Genomic DNA, 16638 nt, shown 5'->3' on the forward strand with positions numbered 1-16638 from the left:
CGCAGAACTAATCGATTATATCCAATCGTTCGTGATGAATTCGACCGTGGCACTCGTTCACAACCCCAAAGTCGTTCTTTTCTAACGAACAGAGTTTTACCCGTGGCGCCTGTACACGTGGAACATGGCAGACACACACGACTACACAATCGACGCGACGGAGACGTCGTTGGACCTGTTGGAGATGCTCGTCGAATCCCCGGAGCCGATGGGCGTGACGACCCTCGCCGACCGCCTCGGCGTCTCGAAGAGCGTGGTCTACAATCACCTCTCGACGTTGCGTGGCCGCGGGTACGTCCTCAAGACCGGGAATCGGTACGAGCCGTCGCTGCGAAGTCTGAGCCTCGGGTCTCGGACGCGGGCGAAGATACCGGTGTACCGGTCTGCCCGCCAACACCTGGACAACCTCGCCGCGGCGTCCGGAGAGACGGCGGTGCTGTTCGTCCTTGAAGAAACCGCCGGGGTGCCGATATACATCGCCGAGGCCATCGAAGGGTGGTCGCCGCGCTTCAGGGAGGGAGAACGACTCCCCCTGCACGTGAACGCGCCGGGGAAAGCTATCCTGTCGTCGCTTTCCGACGACCGCGTCGACGAAATCCTCGAGGCGACGGAGCTCGTCGCACCGACTAGCGCGACGAAAACCGAACCCACGGAACTCAAAGCTACGCTCCGGGGCGTCCGGGACGACACCGTGGCATTCTGCAGAGGAGAACAGTACGAGGGTATCGTCGGCGTCGCCACCGTGGTGTCGACCGACGACACCGACCACGTCGCCGCTATCGGCGTCTGTGGGCCCGTGGAGCGTCTGAACGGCCGTTACCTCGAAGAAGACATCACTGGACAGGTCCTCAGTACCGCGAAATCGATACAGGTCACCCTGGCGAGTCAGTGAGGGTCACGGACCGACACGAGTAACAGTCGTATACCTGTTAGCTCCAGTAGTGAGCACGGCTCGGACGGCGAATGGTCCGGTCGGTCTTGTTCGGTCCGAGAAGTCAGAATGGTAGCAGTACTGCGTGTGATTGGAGACATATCTAAACTTTTTCACCCAAATGGGAGATAGCAGAGAAGGAACTATGGGTGTACGACATCCTAAAATCCCTATATGGAAATATTCAGACTGGTTTGAGTGTTTTGTCTCTAACTACCCCATTCTTCTCGTTTTTTATCTTCTCTTTCTAGATATATTTCCAGCATATAAATACAGCTTCCATATTTTACGTCGATATATCGAATATTTCTGTATAGACAGCCCCCAGACGGAAACGTAAGTGCTCGACTTGGGAGGAGCATCGCCGTGTCAGAATCCGGTTGAGCCCGCACCCGACAGCACTCGGAACGGCCGCCCTCGAGCGCGCCAACCGGTCCCACCCGCGAGCGTGGTTCGAACCGTTTAAGCCTCCGAATACAGAACTATCGGTAACTCGCTGGACGACGGGCGCCAGCGGGCACCTGCGTGTGCAGGTCGGGATGTGAGTCGCGGACGCGACATCCGTCGCGGGCGACTTGAACCACGAAACGCCCGTGGTGAACACAATGGCACGAAGTGCATACTCGTACATCCGAGACGCGTGGCAGAGCCCCAAGGAAGGCAAACTGGCGGAACTGCAGTGGCAGCGCCAACAGGAGTGGCGCGACGAGGGCGCAGTCGAACGCATCGAGCGTCCGACCCGCCTCGACAAGGCCCGCTCGCAAGGTTACAAGGCGAAGCAGGGCGTCGTCGTCGCTCGCGTGTCCGTCCGGAAGGGCAGCGCCCGCAAGCGCCGCCACAAAGCCGGGCGGCGCTCGAAGCGACAGGGCGTCACCCGCATCACCCGCCGGAAGGACATCCAGCGCGTCTCCGAAGAGCGCGCCGCCCGGGTGTTCCCGAACCTGCGCGTCCTCAACAGTTACTCCGTCGGGCAGGACGGCCGACAGAAGTGGCACGAGGTCATCCTCGTCGACCCCGAGCACCCGGCCATCCAGAACGACGACGACCTCAACTGGATCTGTGAAGACGACCAGACCGACCGCGTCTTCCGCGGCCTGACCGGCGCCGGCCGCCGCAACCGCGGCCTCGGCACGAAGGGTACCGGCGCGGAGAAGACCCGGCCGTCGCTGCGCAGTAACCGCGGCAAGGGCAAGTAACGCGACAGTTCTCTCCGTTTTTCTCCCTCGGTAGCGGCAGGTACTCCCCGCTCGGTCGTGGCCCGCGGACTACGCCAGATGCCCTACCCCTGTGCGGTCCGGCGGACTACGCCCAGATGCTCTGCGCTTCGTCCATCAGCGTCACGACCACCACGTGCGGGAGGGTGACGACGGCGATGAACACGAGATAGAGCGCGACCCACTCCGGCACCGACTGGGGCGGATTCGGGACCAGTACGTAGAGGCCGCCAAGCAGGGCCAGCGAGGCCGCGGTGAGCGGCGCGGCGTCGCGAGCGAATCGGGCGAACGCCCCCGTCGGGTCGCGGTCACGCAACGCGGCGACCGCGCCGTCGTCGACCAACAGCAGTCGGGCGACGTGGCGGAGGGAGTGCCACAGACAGAAGTAGACGCCGATGGCGAGGACGGGCGGAACGACGGCGAAGTACGCCACGAGGCCCAGCGTCTCGGCGGCGTCGAGTCGCCACGCCGTCGGGTCGTCCGTGTGGGCGTACCCGACTGCGAGCGTCGTGACCACCAGCACACCGTAGCCAACCGCCAGCGCCGCCCGAACGTCCGCCCGGAAGGCCCACTCGATGGCCGCGACCGCGCCCGGCGCGAAGAGGTCGACGAGGTCAACGGCGACGCGGCGGTACCACTCGGGAAAGGCGAGCAAGGGGACGAGCATCGGCAGGCCGCCGCGGACGAGGACCGTCGCCGCCCGCTGGGGAACCGACCGCAGGTGGTCGGCCCCGACCAGCACTCGGAGGGCGTAGAGGTCCCCCTGCCCCCAGTGGAACCACGTGACCGCGACGAAGAGGGCGAAGGCGGCCGCCGGGGCGAGGAACCAGCCGACGGCGTAGGCCCCGCCGACGGCGCCGTAGAGGCCGACGACGCGAGCGATGGCCCGCCAGTCCGGGCGCTCGCCGCGGGTGCGAGCGACGGCGAGGTGGTCCACGGCACCGTGTGGCAGGCCGAGGACGAGGATACTCGCCACGAGCGGGACGTACTGGAGCGTCGTCGGCACCGACAGGCCAGCGAGGAAGGGGGCGACGAGGGCGGCGCTGGCGACCCACGAGGGGGCGAGGACGACCCGGCGAAGCGTCTCCCGCGTCGGTGACGCGAGGCGGTCGCTCACCCCCATCGGTCACAGAGCCACGCGTAGAGGACGAGTCCCTGCACGACGAACAGCGAGGTCAACAGGAAGAAGACGGCCTCTTCTACCGGCAGGTCGAGCAGCGGAATCGCCAGCCCGGTCGTGTAGCGGTCCGAGAGTGCCCAGACGTCCAGCGCCAGCGCGACGCTGTCGGCGAGCCAGAGGTACAGCGTCGGCACGAGGGTCCCGACGGCGACGGTGCGCCACTCCGCGACGACGAACGGCCACCCGAACGCCCACTGGATGCCGAGGATGGGGGCGCTCCACGCCAACAGCGACCCGAGGTAGAGACCCTCTGGACGGCCGAGCAGAGCCACACCGACGGCCGCGACGACGCCCGCGGCGAGCAGTCCGAGGGCGCGCGTTGGGGCCGGTACCGACAGCGGGCGGGTCGTATCGACGCGAAAGCGGGCGACCCACAGACCGACGCCGAGCGGTTGGAGGACGAAAAAGAGGTACTCGCCGAGCGGCGCGGCCCAGAAGCGGGTCAGGACGGCCCCCTCGCCGTACCACCACACCCCTCGCACGATGAGGTAGTTGTCCCACGGCGTCGTGTAGACGAGCGCCAGCGCCGCCAGTAGCGCCGTTCCGGAGAGGACGACGCTCCGACTCGCGAGTCGATAGCGCACCGTGAGCGCCAGTCCCAGTAGCACCGGGAGGACGAGCACCGCGTGGAACTGGAGGTAGGTGAGACCGGCCGTCATCGATAGGGCGAGGGAGGCGACCCGACCGCACCGGTCATCCGCGCCACGTCGGTCGACCGTGACCGGTGACGTCGGCAGGGACGGTGTCGGGTCCGCGCTCGGAGACGGCGCTGACGGAGTAGAAGGTGGCCTCCGGGTCGCCGTTGCGTCGCCAGTGCCACCACGTCCGGGCGAGCAACCAGAGCCGACGACGGCGGGTCAGTTCCGGCGTCTCCGAGAGCACGTCGTACCCCCGGTCCCGGATGAGGCGGTGGTGTTCGGCGTACAGCACCGCCGACAGGAGGACGCCGAACTGGCAGTCCTCGGGGAGGTAGCTGATGCCCTTGACGCCCTCGCGGTACAGTTCGTCGGTGCGAGCCAGTTCTTCCTGCATCACGGCGCGGAAGGCGTCGTCAACCTCGGCGTTGGCGAGTTGCTCCTCGGTGACGCCGTGTCGGTCGAGCGTCTCCTGTGGGAGGTACACTCGGCCGTAGTCGTGGATGTCCTCGCGGACGTCCCGGAGGAAGTTCGATAGCTGGAACGCCTCGGCCAGCGCCTCGGCGTGTGGCAGTGCCGCCTCCTTCTGTGGCGGGTCCATCACCATCGTCATCATGTTCCCGACGGCGACGGCCGACCCCCGCATGTACCCTCGAAGGTCCTCGAACGTCTCGTAGCGGGCCTGTGCGATGTCCATCTCCATCGCGTCGATGAAGACGTTGACCTCCTCGTCGGGGATGTCGTGTTCCTCGCGGAGTTCCTGAAACGCCGCCAACACGGTCCCCTCGTCGGTGTCCTCTGGCTCTCTGTTCCCCAGAGCCGTCTCTCGAATCGTCTCCAGCCGTTCGTGCTGGACGTTCGGCGGTGGTCCGTCCGGCTGGTCGACCACCTCGTCGGCCACGCGGAAGAAGGCGTACATCACGTAGGTCGGGTACCGAATCCGCTCCGGGAGAACCCGGGTCGCGAGGTGGAACGTCCGGCCGGTCTGTTGTTGAATCGATTTGCTCGTTCGGATATTGTCAGATTGCATTGAGTGCTGGCGACAGGGCAGTCATCAGTTGATACGTCGGTGCCGAGACACGCACTGGCACCGGGTCCGCCGTCGGGCCGTCTCTCCCCACCGTAGCGCAGTTTCGGCCGCGGCTCGTCTCGTCCGGGGAGTGATACGACCCGGGACGGAGTGACACATCGTCTACATACTACTAGGGGGAGAGCGACTTTAAACTGTGTACCCAACTACTTTGGCCGGCGTTTCGGCGGCGTCTCCGTCTCTGGGTTTTCTCGCCGTCGGTCACCACGTCTCGAATATCTCTTCGAGCAGTTTCCGTTCGCCCGCGCGGAGGTGCTGATGGAACGTCGACGGGCAGATGTCCATCGACTCGGCCAGTTCCTCCCCGGAGACGTCCCGAGGCCAGTCGAAGAACCCGCCCAGATACCCCTTCCGGAGCGCCGTCAGTTGGCGGTTGGTCAGGCGGTCCTCAAGTTTGGCGAGGAACGCCTGCCGGGAGACGGGCGGTTCGTCCCGTTCCCGGACCGACAGCAGGTCCGTGCTGGGGTAGTCGTCGCGGACGCGTTCGACGACGCTCCGAGTCTCGATGGTCGCCGGGAGCGTCACCGAGAACGCCGCGTGGTCCGGCGTGACCACGATGTCCCGGGTCTCGGCCCCGCGGTCGGCAAGCAGGGAGACGACCGGCGGGTCAACGACGGAGAACTCGAACAGCGACGCCGACTCCGACGTCGAGACGTGCGTGACGGCGGTGACCTCCGGATGGTCGGCGGCGGTCGCACACACCGCCGAGGGGTCCTCGGTCTCGACCAGGAAGAACATCACCGTCTCGTCCCCGTCGGCGACGCTCCCGCCGTACTCCATGCGACAGCCCAGTTCCCGGGCCAGCGAGAGGAAGAAGATGTCGTCGTCGCGTATCTGGAGTTCCAGTTCGGTGACGTTGTCGACGGTGAGTAGTTTGCTGGTCTCGGTGGCGTCGATGGCCGTCGAGATGGCCTGTCCGACGGCCCCGAGGACCGCTCGCTCGCGGGGGTCGAACACGTCGGCGTCGTCCGCGTACACCGTGAGGACGCCGTACAGCGACTCGCCGGCGACCAGCGGAACGGCCACGACGGACTCGACGTCGCTGTCGGCCATGGCGCGGTGGTCGGCACCGAGATTCCCCGTCGCGACCTGAATTTCCTCGGTTCGGGCCGCGAGAGCGACCGGGTCGTCCGCGGACAGCGAGACGGCGAGGTCGGCGTCCCGGTCGGACGACAGCGCCGCCGGTCTGAGCGTCTCGTCGCGCAGGTCGAACTCGGCTATCCACGCGAACCGATAGGAGTCGACGGTGGCCAGTCGGTCGACCACTACCTGCTGGATGTCCGAGCGCGACCCGGCGGTCATCACGTCGTCCATGACGCCGGTGACGAGGCCGTCGAGGCGGGCGACGAGGTGTTCGAGGTTCGAACGCTCGGCCCGCAACTGCTCGCTGCGGCGTTCGGCGGCCAGTTCCGCGAGTTTCCGTTGCGTGATGTCGATGTGGGCAACGACGGCGCTCCCGGCCTCGTCCTCGGGGAGCGGCGCGACCCGCATCAGGAACCACTGCTTCTCGTCGGGCGAGTGGCAGGGGTACTCCAGCGTGAACAGGTCCCGTTCCCCCGAGATGACGGACTCGATGCCGGCGACGGCCTCTGCTGCGTACTCGTCGGCGTCGACGTCGGTCGTCCCGAAGTAGTTCACGCCCTGCATCTCCCCGTCGTCGGCGCTGGCGAACTCCTGCCAAGCGCGGTTCGTAAAGAGGATAGTCCCCTCTTCGTCGAGGACGGCGATGTTTATCGGGAGCGTATCCAGCGTCGAGTGCACGAGTGTCTGTGGTGGCTTCATTCGCGGTGGCCCCGGCTACGGCGTGCCGATAGGGGTCCTAGTGGTGGCTCGTGGATAAACGTAAGGCCCGAGCCACGGCGTCCCTCGCGGGTTGCCCGGGCGAAAAACACTATACCGTGTCAGCCGCTACCAGAGAGTATGTTCGAGTCCCGGAGCGACCGGGAGACGGTGACCTGTATCGCCTGCGGTGACCGCCTCGCCCGGTCGGACGCCCGCGAGTACGACAAACACGGCGACCGGTGGGAGCGCCGGGACAAGGAGTTCGAGTACCTCTGCAAGGGCTGTTTCGCCGACACGTCTCACCAACCCCGCGGTGACCTAGAGGAGACGTTGCACGACGCCGGTGCCGGCGAGACGGACTGGAAGACGTTCCTCCGCCGCTATCGGGAACTCGCCGAGGAGCGAAGCGTAGAGCGCGAGTGAGTCCCCCGGCGAGACGCCGTCGATTCTCACCCCGACAGTCCTAACTACACCGTGGGCGTAGCCCGGGGCATGACTACCGAGGACGCCCAGTCGGCCGCCGGCACCGCCGAGGGGCAGGGCCCCGTCGAAATCGACGAGGAGATGGCCCGCCACATGGAGAACAAGCGCGAGGAGTTGTTCGAGAAGTTCGGCATCCGCGACGAGTTCCCCCCGGAAGTGCTCGAAGAGGCTGAGGAACGCACACAAGACGTCCAACAGGAGATACAGGACGAGGTCGACGAGCGCCGTGACCTCCGCGAGATGACGACGTGGACGACCGACCCCATCGACGCGCAGGACTTCGACGACGCCATCTCCGTCGAGGAACGGGACGACGAGTACGTCCTCTGGGTCCACATCGCCGACGTGACCCACTACGTCAACCCCGACACCGCGATGTGGGAGGAGGCCGTCGAGCGTGGCAACACCGTCTACCTCCCGGGCTACACTATCCACATGCTCCCGCCCGTCCTCGCGGAGACGGTGTGCTCGCTGGTCCCCAACGAGGACCGACTGGCACACACCGTCGAGATGCATCTGGACAAGGAGAACCTCTCCTACGAGAACATCGAGATTTACAAGTCCGTCATCGAGAGCGACGCGCGCCTCACCTATACGGAGGCCGAGAACCTGCTCGACGACCCCGAGACGGCCGACGACCTGCTCGAAGACACGAGCGTCGACTTAGCGGAGAAGACCGAACTCATCTGGGAACTGGCCGACCGGATGCACGAACAGCGAAAGGAGGACGGGTCGCTCGTCCTCAACCCCGCGCGGGACCGCGCCCACACCATCATCGAGGAGTGCATGCTGAAGGCCAACAAGGCCGTCACGCACGAACTGATGTGGGACCGCGGCGTCGAGGCGATGTACCGCGTCCACCCGCAACCGAGCCCCGAAGAGTGGGACGAGGCCCTCGTCGAGATACAGGAACTCGACGGCGTCTCCATCCCCGGGTCGACGTGGGACGACCCGCGCAAGGCCGTCAACGCGACGCTCGAAGAGGCCCCCGGACGCCAACTCGACAAGATTCAGTGGGCCGTGATGAAGGTGATGCCGCGCGCGAAGTACATGAACGACCCCTTCGGCGGCCACCACGCCCTGAACTTCGAGATATACGGTCACTTCACCTCGCCCATCCGACGCCTGTCGGACCTCATCAACCACTGGATAGTGTACACCAACGACGTGCCCGAAGACCTCGTGGCGCTGTGTGACCGCGCCAGCGACCGGCAGAAGGACGCCGAACAGTGCGAGCGCGAGTACAAGAAGTTCCTGGAGGAAATCGGTCTGGACGCGGCGGCCGTCAACAACCGCGGCATCGAAATCGTCGACGAGGAGTAAGCGCGGCCGCCCGAGCGTCACGGCCCTCGACGACTGTGTGACATCAGGTCGAGGGCGGGTCCTCGACGAGGTGGTCCCGACTCCACGTCCGCAGCGCCTCGATGACCGGTTCGAGGTCCGACCCGGCCGGGGTCAGCGAGTACTCGACGCGAACAGGTTTGTCGTCGATGACGTTTCGGACGACCAGCCCGGACTCCTCTAGGTCGTCGAGCGACTCCGAGAGGACCTTATCGGAGATGCCGTCGACTCGCGTCTTCAGGTCGTTGAACCCGAGCGGGCCCTCGACGAGCAGGGTGTGTATCAACACGGGATGCCACTTCTTGCCGAGAATCCCCGTCGCCCGAGAGAGGAGTCGTCGTCCGCCGGCGTTTGCCTCGGCGGCGTCCCCGTCAGAGCCCATATGTACCCGCCTTCAGTCGGGCCGGCTAAATAGATACTGGCACCGTCGACGGCGGTGGACAAAACCTATTGAGCCGTCGGCCGGGGGTGGAGGTGTGTGCCCTCCATCGCCCGCTATCGTCACCGACGGACTCACCAAGCGCTACGGCGACGCCGTCGCCATCGCCGACCTCGACCTCACCGTCGACCGGGGCGACGTCTACGGCTTTCTCGGTCCCAACGGCGCCGGGAAGACCTCGACCATCCGTATCCTGACGACGTTGACGAACCCCACGTCGGGAACGGCCCACGTCGCCGGCCATCCGGTGAGCGACCGCGCGAGCGTCGTCGAACACATCGGCGTCCTCCCCGAGACGCCGCCGGTGTACGACGAACTCACCGGGCGCGAGCACCTGGAGTACGTCGCCGGTCTCCGGGGTCACGATGACTGGAACCGCGTGGAGTCCCTGCTGGAGCGGTTCGACATCGCCGAGGACGCCGACAGACGCGTCGCGGGGTACTCGAAGGGGATGAAACAGAAACTCGGCCTCGTGCAGGCGCTGTTGCACGACCCCAGCGTCCTCTTTCTGGACGAACCGACCAGCGGACTGGACCCGCGTGCGGCCCGGACCGTCCGTGACACCATCAGCGAGGTGGCGGCCGCGGAGACGACCGTCTTCCTCTCGACGCACGTTCTCCCGGTGGTCGAGGAACTCGCCGACACCGTCGGCGTCCTCTACGACGGCGACCTCGTCGCCGAGGGCGCGCCGGCCGAGTTGACCGAGGACGTAGCCGCGGGGAGTTCCCTCGAGGACGTGTTCCTCGACGTGACGAGCGAGCGCGAGCGACCGGCACAGCGATGACGCGTCCGAACTGGCGGCGCGCCCGCATCGTGGCGCGCACGGAACTGCGGCGGACGTGGCGAAACCTCGGGGACAGCACCCGCGGCGTCCTCCTGCTGGTCGGCGGGGTCTTGCTCGTCCCCGCCTACAGCCTCGGCATCGGCGCAGTGGCCTACTTCGGCGCGGACGCGCTCGTCGGGAGCGACGCCCAGCAGGCCCGCACGGCCGCGATGGGAGCGCTGGCGATGCTGCTGGCGCTCGTCGTGTTCGTGGAACTCCAACGGTCGGCCAAGAAAATCGGGACGCCGGACGGCCTCGACGGGTTGCTGACGACCGTCCCGTACGCCGACGCCCTCGTGGGCGTCCTCGGGGCGGAGTTCGTGCGCCTGCTGGGCGTGCTGGCGCTCCCACTGGTCGCGCTGGCCGTCGGACTCGCCGCCGGCACCGGGGCCGCCGCCGTGGCGTTGGTGGTGCTGGCGGCGGCGCTCCTCGTCGCCGGCCTCGGAATGCTCCTCGGGTACGCCGGGGGACTGGTGGTGAAACTCGTCGCCGCCCGGTCGTCCTTGGTCGCCCGCTATCGCGCCACCGCCGGGACGGTCGCCTCGTTCATCCTCGTCGTCGGGTGGGTCGGCCTGTCGTCCGTCCCGTCCGTGCAGGCGACTGTGCTCGGGGCAGTCACCCGGTCGCCGCTCTCGTGGCCCGTCGGCGTCGTCCTCGTCGTGCTGCCGGGGGTCGAGGCCGACCCCGTGACGGCCGCCGTCGGCGGGGCGGTGCTCCTCGGGAGCGTCCCCGCGCTCGCCATCGTGTGCCAGCGATTGGCCGAGCGGGTCTGGTACACAGACCCCGTTCGGCCGGACCACGCGTTCGACCCTGAGGAGCGGACACTCTCAGACCGCTTACTCGCCGGGTGTGTCTCGACGGCCACCCGCGTCGTCGCCCAGAAGTCGTGGCGTCGGGCGAAACGGTCGCCGTTCACCGTCCAGTTCGCCATCGCGCCGTTCTTCTTGCTCGCGTATCAGGGCCAGTTCCTCCTCCGGGGCGGGCCCGTTCCTCCGACGCTCCCGCTGACGGGGGGACTGGCCAGTGCCGCCGCGTTCGGAGCGGCGTTCACGCTGAACCCGCTGGGCGGCGAGGAAGGCGTCCTCCCGCTGACGCTGACCGCGAACGTCTCTGGCCGTGCGTTCGTCGCCGGTCTCACGCTGGCCGGCACCCTGCCGGGCGTCGTCGTGACGACGGCGCTCGTGACGGGATTCGGCGTCGCCGCCGGGACCGCACCCCTGCCGCTCGCCGCGGCGCTCGTTACGGCGCTCCTCACCGCGCTGGCCGCTCCCGCAATCGCCGCAGGGGCCGGCGTCGTCTTCCCGAAGTTCGAGTCCGCGTCCGTACAGGGTCGCGAAGTGACCGTCCCGAGCGGGTGGGCGTTCGGGGCCTACTTCGTCGTCCTCGGCGCCGCCGTGACGCCGGCAAGCGTCGCGTTTTTGCTGGCCGTCACCCCGTCGTTCACCGTACCACTCAGCACCACCCCGTTGTTGGGTGGGGGATTGCTCGCGACGGGCTTGCTCCTCGCCGTCGGCGCGGCCGCGGGCTTCCTGTACGCGGCCGACCGGGTCGCAACCTACCGTCTCCCCTGACTCAGCAGACCGGTTTCGGGTCCAACCCCATCTCTTCGAGCGTCTCGGCGTACTCCTCGTAGGCCACGTCGATGGCCTCTGCGGCCGCGTCGCGGGCCGTCTCGCGGTCGCTCTCCGCCAGCGTTTCGAGGGCCTCCCGGGCCGGGTCCAAGTCGCCCGCGCTGGCCCGCAGGTCACGCCCGAGGTCCGCGCCCGCCTCGTCGGCCTCGTTCACGAAGAAGCTCACCACTTGCAGGTAGAAGCGGTCGGCGACCATCGGGGCGGCGACCAGCCCCGCCCCGACGCGGGCGGCCGTCCCCTCGACGCTACCGAGGTGCGCGGAGAGCGCGTCGGGGTCACCGGGCGCGGCGTCGATGCGGTCGACCCGTTCGCGCGCGGCCTCGCCGGCGGCGGCGAACACCTCCTGAATCGGCCCGTCGGCGTCTTCGGTCCACTCGGTCAGCGCGTCCGCGACGCCGTTCTCTCGGGTCGCGGCCGCCTCGCGGACGGCGTCCGACGTCAGGTCCGCACCCGTGACGGCGACGAGGAGTTTGTCGGAGCCGAGTCGCTCAAGTTCGGTCCGCTCGGCCTCTCGTACCGCGTCGAGTGTCTCGGCGGGGTCCATACCCACTCCGAGGGACGCGCTCCGCTTAGAACCTCCGCCCGATTTATCGGCCGTCGCCACCTACCTCGCGTATGACCGAGGAGTACCCAGACCCACCGGCCGACCACCCCTCGCTCACGGCGGTCGACCTGAAACGACGGCTGGACGCCGGCGAATCGGTCCGTCTGCTCGACGTCCGCGACCGCGACGAGTTCGAACAGTGGCACATCGACGGCCCGTCCGTCACGGCGACGCAACTTCCCTTCGCGAAGTTCCTGCAGGCGAAGGTGACCGACGGCGTCGCGGACCTCGCGGCCGAGGTGGCCGGGGACGGCCCAATCACGGTCGTCTGTGGCCACGGCGAGGCCAGCGGGTTCGTGGCCGGTCTCCTGACCGACCGCGGCATCGACGCCCGCAACCTCGCCGACGGGATGCGCGGGTGGGCCCGCCTCTACGAAGCCCACGAGGTCCCCTGCGACGCCGCGACCGTCCTCCAGTACCAGCGCCCTTCCTCGGGGTGTCTGGGCTATCTGGTCGTCGCCGACGACGAGGCGGCCGTGGTGGACCCCCTCCGGGCGTTCACCGACCGGTACGTGTCCGACGCCGCCGACCACGGCGCGACGCTCCGTTACGCCGTCGACACGCACGTCCACGCCGACCACGTCAGCGGTCTGCGCCGCCTCGCCGACGCCCACGGCGTCGACCCAATACTGCCCGCCCGCGCCGCCGACCGCGGGGTCACGTTCGACGTGACCGAACTCGGCGAGGGCGACGCGCTGTCCGTCGGGTCCGCGACCCTCGACGCGACTCCGCTCCCGGGCCACACGACCGGGATGACCGGTTTTCGCGTCGGCGACGTCCTCCTCGCCGGCGACAGCCTCTTCCTCGAAAGCGTGGCCCGCCCGGACCTCGAAGCGGGGGACGACGGCGCTCCCGAACTGGCCCGGGAACTCCATCGGACGCTGACCGAACGACTCGCCCCCCTCCCCGACGCGACCCGTGTGGCACCGGGTCACTACTCCGACGCCGCCGACCCCGCTGCCGACGGGACGTACACCGCACTGCTCGGTGACCTCCGGGACCGACTCGCCGCGTTCGAGCTGGACCGCGAGTCGTTCGTCGACCGCATCTGTGGCGACATCCCCCCGCGCCCCGCCAACTTCGAGCGGATTATCGCCGTCAACCTCGGCACCGACGACGCCGACGACGGCACCGCGTTCGAACTGGAACTGGGACCCAACAACTGCGCCGCGGCGCCGATGGACGCCTAGAGCGGCAACCGCTTGCGTATCTGTTCGAACAACGATTCCTCCTCGTCCGCCGCCGCCGGCCCGACGACGTCCTCGTCGGGCAGGATGACGGTCCGGTCGCCGTCGTCGTCCACCTCGATGAGGTCGTCCTCCTTCAGCGCTGCCAGCGCACCCTCTATCTGGTCGATGTTCACGTCCGCTTGCGAGCGAATTTCGAACACCGTCATCCCCTCCTTGTGGCGGTCCGCGAGCGCGTCCAGTACCGCAACCTCCGTCTCGTCGCGGTCGCGGTACTCCGGCTTCGCTCTCATACAGGTCCCTATACCCGCACGGCTCTTGGCTTTGTCCCTCGTTCCGAATTTGTGGGGAGGTGCGTTCGAACGACGATTGACCCCGCTATCGGAAAACGCGGGCATCGTAGCTGCTACGAACGGCAGTACACGCGGCATTCTCTCCCAGTGCACGTCCCGTATCTCGATATGTAGACAACGATCGGCGATACGGCACAGACACCACGAACACAGCGTTGCGAAAAAGTAGACCGCACGTCGGAGAAGGCTATCTTACGCCGACCCTGATTTCCTCGCTCTTGTCTCGCCCGGCTATCTCTCCGGTTGCAGTAGAGTGGTTAGCTCCCTCGACGTAACTATCGTGCGCCGGGCCGTGAGTGAGGGTGACGAGATAGCGGAACATATAGGTCCGCAGTTCGATACTGCCTTCTTCCCACTGTCGGGCCGATTCGGTATCCGTGTACGTCACGCGGTACAGTTCACCGTCCGGCGTAACCGCACGGTGATACACCCGGTCTGGGGTCCAGCTCTCGTTAAAAGTGGCGTCCGTGGGCTTATCACGATAGGAATCATCTATAGTTGAATGCGCAATCATAAGAGCGGTGTCAATTCTAGTGCGAATGTCCTGTGAGGCGTTGGGTGACATCTCGTAGGTCACGACAACGTAGTCATCCTCACTGTTGACGTAGGCGTATTCGATATCTGTCACATTAGCACCGCGCTCGAACGTCGCCCGATAGTCGTATGCGAACTCCCCGAGTTGTTCGGTCCGATTCCACGTCGATGGGTCGCCTGCCCACATCACGTCACTTTCTTCCGGCGGGACGAACTGATCGACGGTGAGGTAATAGGTGAAAGCGGTGTTCGGTTCGCTCGACGTAGCGACGATAGTGTACTGACCCGTCTCGGGGAGCGTCACTTGCGTCAGCTCTGCCGCGTTACCGAGGCCGTCGTCGTCGTTCATGTCGAGGATAGTCCCGTTCGGAAGGAGGAGTCGCACGACCGGGTCGCCCTCGTTTGCGCCGACCGTGATGTTGACCTGCGTACCGGCTTCTCCAGTGAACTCGACCGGTTCGTAGTATTTCTCTCCCTCCTGCGGGTCACCACCATCCAACTCGCCAGTCAACGTCCGACCGGCGTCCTGGTCGAGCGAGATACTCCGCAAGTCCGTCCCGTTCTCGGGGACGGCCGGCGTTGGCGTCGGCGTCGCCGTGAACGTCGACGCGGCCGTTCCGCTCGCAGGTGTACCAGTTGTTCCGTCGGCGTGAGTATCGCTCTGACCCACACCGAGGCTGTTACAGCCGGCCGTAATCAGGAGAGTGACAATTAAGACCGTAACGAGAGCGTTTCGAGACGGAGTGAGAACAGTTTCTACCATTTGTGTAGTCCTCTAACAGTCGTAATTAACGGTCCTGTGGCACGACATATAAATATCAGGGGACTTCAGGTGGAAAATATCGGCGAATCCGGTAGCTACTGCGATCATTAGCAGAGAGCGGGCCAGTCGGGGAAGTTACAGCCACTCCCGTCACTGGAGCCGTCAGACCCGCCAGAGTCGTCGGACTCCCCGTAGTGGTCGGAGGGGGACCCCCCGTCGAAGGTGTCGGAGCTACCGCCGTCGTCTACGCCCCCGCGGCCGGAGTTACCGTTCGTCCCGGTACCACCAGCGAACAGCCCACTACCGGACGCGCCACCGCTATCCTCGCCAACGCTATCGTCGGAGCCACTGTCGTTGCCACCACCACTCGACCCGTGGGTGATTCTGTGTCCGCTATCGCTCGTCGTATCACTGTAGTCGCCACTGGACCCACTGGAGTCGTCAGATCCGGTGGAGTCGTCGGACCCACCACCGTAATGGTCGGAGGGCGACCCACCATCGTAGGTGTCAGTACTGCCGTCGTAAGAGTAGGAGTTATCGTTAAAGTCGTCGTCTGGGTTTCTGCCTTCGTCAGCCGGGGAGTTCCCGTCTGGCTCCATCCCGAGGTCCTGAAGGTTCGCGGCAGGGACCGCATCGTCCATCACCTCGTCGTAGTCCAAAGTCCCATCTGCGTTCCTGTAGTCGCTCAGGTCCGAACCGAGGAGGTCGTTGAGGTTGCGTGGTTCGCCTTCCACCCAAATCGTGGTGCCGGCTTCACCGTCCGCTTCGATAATCCTCTTTTCACCGGTCATGGGGTTGGTGAGTACTGCGTCGGTCAGACAGTCGTTCTCCCAGAAGTGACAGTCATCGGACGACGAGTCGCCACCGGACGGAGGGTCACCACTTACCGCACTCGCGCCGACGACCTCGACGGTCTCCGTCGCGGTCCCCCGGCGACCGACCGCGTCGTAGACGACCACTCGCACCGACCGAGAACCGGTCGTGTCGAAGGAACGCGACGTGGTCGTCGTCGCGTTCTCGCTGGATAGGGACGTCCGGTTCACGAGAGTCCCGTCGACGACCCACGCGAGGGTGGCGAGCGTCGTCCTCGTGCCGTTGGCGACGGCGGTGAAACTCGTGGTTGCGCCACGAGCGGTGGTCGTCGGGCCCGTGAGAGTCACCGACGGTCCCGTCGACCGGGAGACGACGACGTGGAGCGTATCCGACTGCGTCGCGCCGTCGTCGTCGGTGACGGTCACAGTGACGTTGTACTGCCCGACGTCGTCCGGTCGGAACTCGGTCTGTCGGCAGGTCCGACAGTGGGGAGAGAGAGTACCACCTGACGGCGTCTCGACGGTCCACCGAACGCCGGCGACGCTGCCGTCGGGGTCCCGCGACCCGTTGGCGTCGAGGTAGACCGTCGTGTTCGTCGTCACCGTCTGGTCGAGACCGGCGTCGGCAAGCGGTGGGGCGTTCGCCTCAGCGACCGCGACACCGGAGAGTGCACCGACTGTGACAAGCGCGAGGACGGCCAGACCGAGCAGACGCATCGCTCGACACTGGTCGCGCCCACCGTTATAAATTTACGCAATCAGAATTGAAAATATAACTCGTGTAGTCTCGTATACTCTCCCGGGTCCGGGAGCGAGAAGTCGGACGGGTAGGGTTT

The 16638-nt window shown here is 66.4% G+C and carries 16 protein-coding genes; 7 read left to right on the forward strand and 9 right to left on the reverse strand.

Annotation, left to right across the window (positions count from 1 at the left end):
- The first annotated feature begins 124 nt into the window (after positions 1–124).
- Entirely contained in the window at positions 125–892 is a 768-nt protein-coding gene (locus Hhyl6_RS05290; protein WP_483738178.1) for an IclR family transcriptional regulator, read from the forward strand.
- 644 nt (positions 893–1536) lie between these two features.
- Positions 1537–2127: a 50S ribosomal protein L15e gene (locus tag Hhyl6_RS05295; protein WP_483738179.1), complete on the forward strand. Its 591-nt coding sequence runs from the start codon at positions 1537–1539 to the stop codon at positions 2125–2127.
- A gap of 106 nt (positions 2128–2233) precedes the next feature.
- Here the strand turns inward: Hhyl6_RS05295 and Hhyl6_RS05300 are convergent, their stop codons facing one another.
- The 4 genes from Hhyl6_RS05300 to Hhyl6_RS05315 form a co-directional block, all read right to left on the reverse strand.
- Positions 2234–3268, reverse strand: a complete 1035-nt coding sequence (locus Hhyl6_RS05300; protein ID WP_483738180.1) for a Brp/Blh family beta-carotene 15,15'-dioxygenase — start codon at positions 3266–3268, stop codon at positions 2234–2236.
- Positions 3259–3984: a lycopene cyclase domain-containing protein gene (locus tag Hhyl6_RS05305; protein WP_483738181.1), complete on the reverse strand. Its 726-nt coding sequence runs from the start codon at positions 3982–3984 to the stop codon at positions 3259–3261. Before Hhyl6_RS05305 ends, Hhyl6_RS05300 begins: the two co-directional genes overlap by 10 nt.
- A 34-nt stretch (positions 3985–4018) precedes the next feature.
- On the reverse strand, positions 4019–4990 hold the full coding sequence (locus Hhyl6_RS05310) for a phytoene/squalene synthase family protein (protein WP_483738182.1): 972 nt from the start codon (positions 4988–4990) through the stop codon (positions 4019–4021).
- A 261-nt stretch (positions 4991–5251) separates the two neighbouring features.
- Positions 5252–6832: a bacterio-opsin activator domain-containing protein gene (locus Hhyl6_RS05315; protein ID WP_483738183.1), complete on the reverse strand. Its 1581-nt coding sequence runs from the start codon at positions 6830–6832 to the stop codon at positions 5252–5254.
- Positions 6833–6970: 138 nt separating this feature from the next.
- Between Hhyl6_RS05315 and Hhyl6_RS05320 the strand changes: the two genes are divergently transcribed.
- Positions 6971–7255 carry a DUF7562 family protein gene (locus tag Hhyl6_RS05320; RefSeq protein WP_483738184.1) on the forward strand — a complete coding sequence of 95 codons (285 nt, stop codon included), beginning with the start codon at positions 6971–6973 and terminating at the stop codon, positions 7253–7255.
- A 69-nt stretch (positions 7256–7324) separates the two neighbouring features.
- Positions 7325–8638 carry an RNB domain-containing ribonuclease gene (locus Hhyl6_RS05325; protein ID WP_483738185.1) on the forward strand — a complete coding sequence of 438 codons (1314 nt, stop codon included), beginning with the start codon at positions 7325–7327 and terminating at the stop codon, positions 8636–8638.
- 43 nt (positions 8639–8681) lie between these two features.
- On the opposite strand, the gene Hhyl6_RS05330 is transcribed toward Hhyl6_RS05325, so the two are convergent.
- Positions 8682–9038 (reverse strand): winged helix-turn-helix transcriptional regulator, encoded by a 357-nt coding sequence (locus Hhyl6_RS05330; protein WP_483738186.1) that lies wholly within the window; start codon positions 9036–9038, stop codon positions 8682–8684.
- A 94-nt stretch (positions 9039–9132) separates the two neighbouring features.
- Here Hhyl6_RS05330 and Hhyl6_RS05335 point away from each other — a divergent pair, with 94 nt between their 5' ends.
- Positions 9133–9879: an ABC transporter ATP-binding protein gene (locus tag Hhyl6_RS05335; RefSeq protein WP_483738187.1), complete on the forward strand. Its 747-nt coding sequence runs from the start codon at positions 9133–9135 to the stop codon at positions 9877–9879.
- Positions 9876–11489 (forward strand): hypothetical protein, encoded by a 1614-nt coding sequence (locus Hhyl6_RS05340; protein WP_483738188.1) that lies wholly within the window; start codon positions 9876–9878, stop codon positions 11487–11489. Before Hhyl6_RS05335 ends, Hhyl6_RS05340 begins: the two co-directional genes overlap by 4 nt.
- A gap of 1 nt (position 11490) precedes the next feature.
- Here the strand turns inward: Hhyl6_RS05340 and Hhyl6_RS05345 are convergent, their stop codons facing one another.
- Positions 11491–12093 (reverse strand): transcription antitermination protein, encoded by a 603-nt coding sequence (locus Hhyl6_RS05345; protein ID WP_483738189.1) that lies wholly within the window; start codon positions 12091–12093, stop codon positions 11491–11493.
- Between the two features lie 71 nt (positions 12094–12164).
- Here Hhyl6_RS05345 and Hhyl6_RS05350 point away from each other — a divergent pair, with 71 nt between their 5' ends.
- Positions 12165–13343, forward strand: coding sequence for an MBL fold metallo-hydrolase (locus Hhyl6_RS05350; RefSeq protein ID WP_483738190.1), 1179 nt, complete (start codon positions 12165–12167; stop codon positions 13341–13343).
- Here Hhyl6_RS05350 and Hhyl6_RS05355 read toward each other — a convergent pair.
- The 3 genes from Hhyl6_RS05355 to Hhyl6_RS05365 form a co-directional block, all read right to left on the reverse strand.
- On the reverse strand, positions 13340–13633 hold the full coding sequence (locus Hhyl6_RS05355; protein WP_483738191.1) for a DUF6432 family protein: 294 nt from the start codon (positions 13631–13633) through the stop codon (positions 13340–13342). The genes Hhyl6_RS05350 and Hhyl6_RS05355 overlap by 4 nt on opposite strands.
- 247 nt (positions 13634–13880) lie before the next feature.
- Positions 13881–14990: a PPC domain-containing protein gene (locus tag Hhyl6_RS05360; protein WP_483738192.1), complete on the reverse strand. Its 1110-nt coding sequence runs from the start codon at positions 14988–14990 to the stop codon at positions 13881–13883.
- Positions 14991–15097: 107 nt separating this feature from the next.
- A complete protein-coding gene (locus Hhyl6_RS05365) occupies positions 15098–16519 on the reverse strand; it encodes a PKD domain-containing protein (protein ID WP_483738193.1) in 1422 nt (473 codons plus the stop codon).
- Positions 16520–16638 lie beyond the last annotated feature (119 nt).

This window comes from Haloarcula sp. H-hyl6, assembly GCF_056934455.1.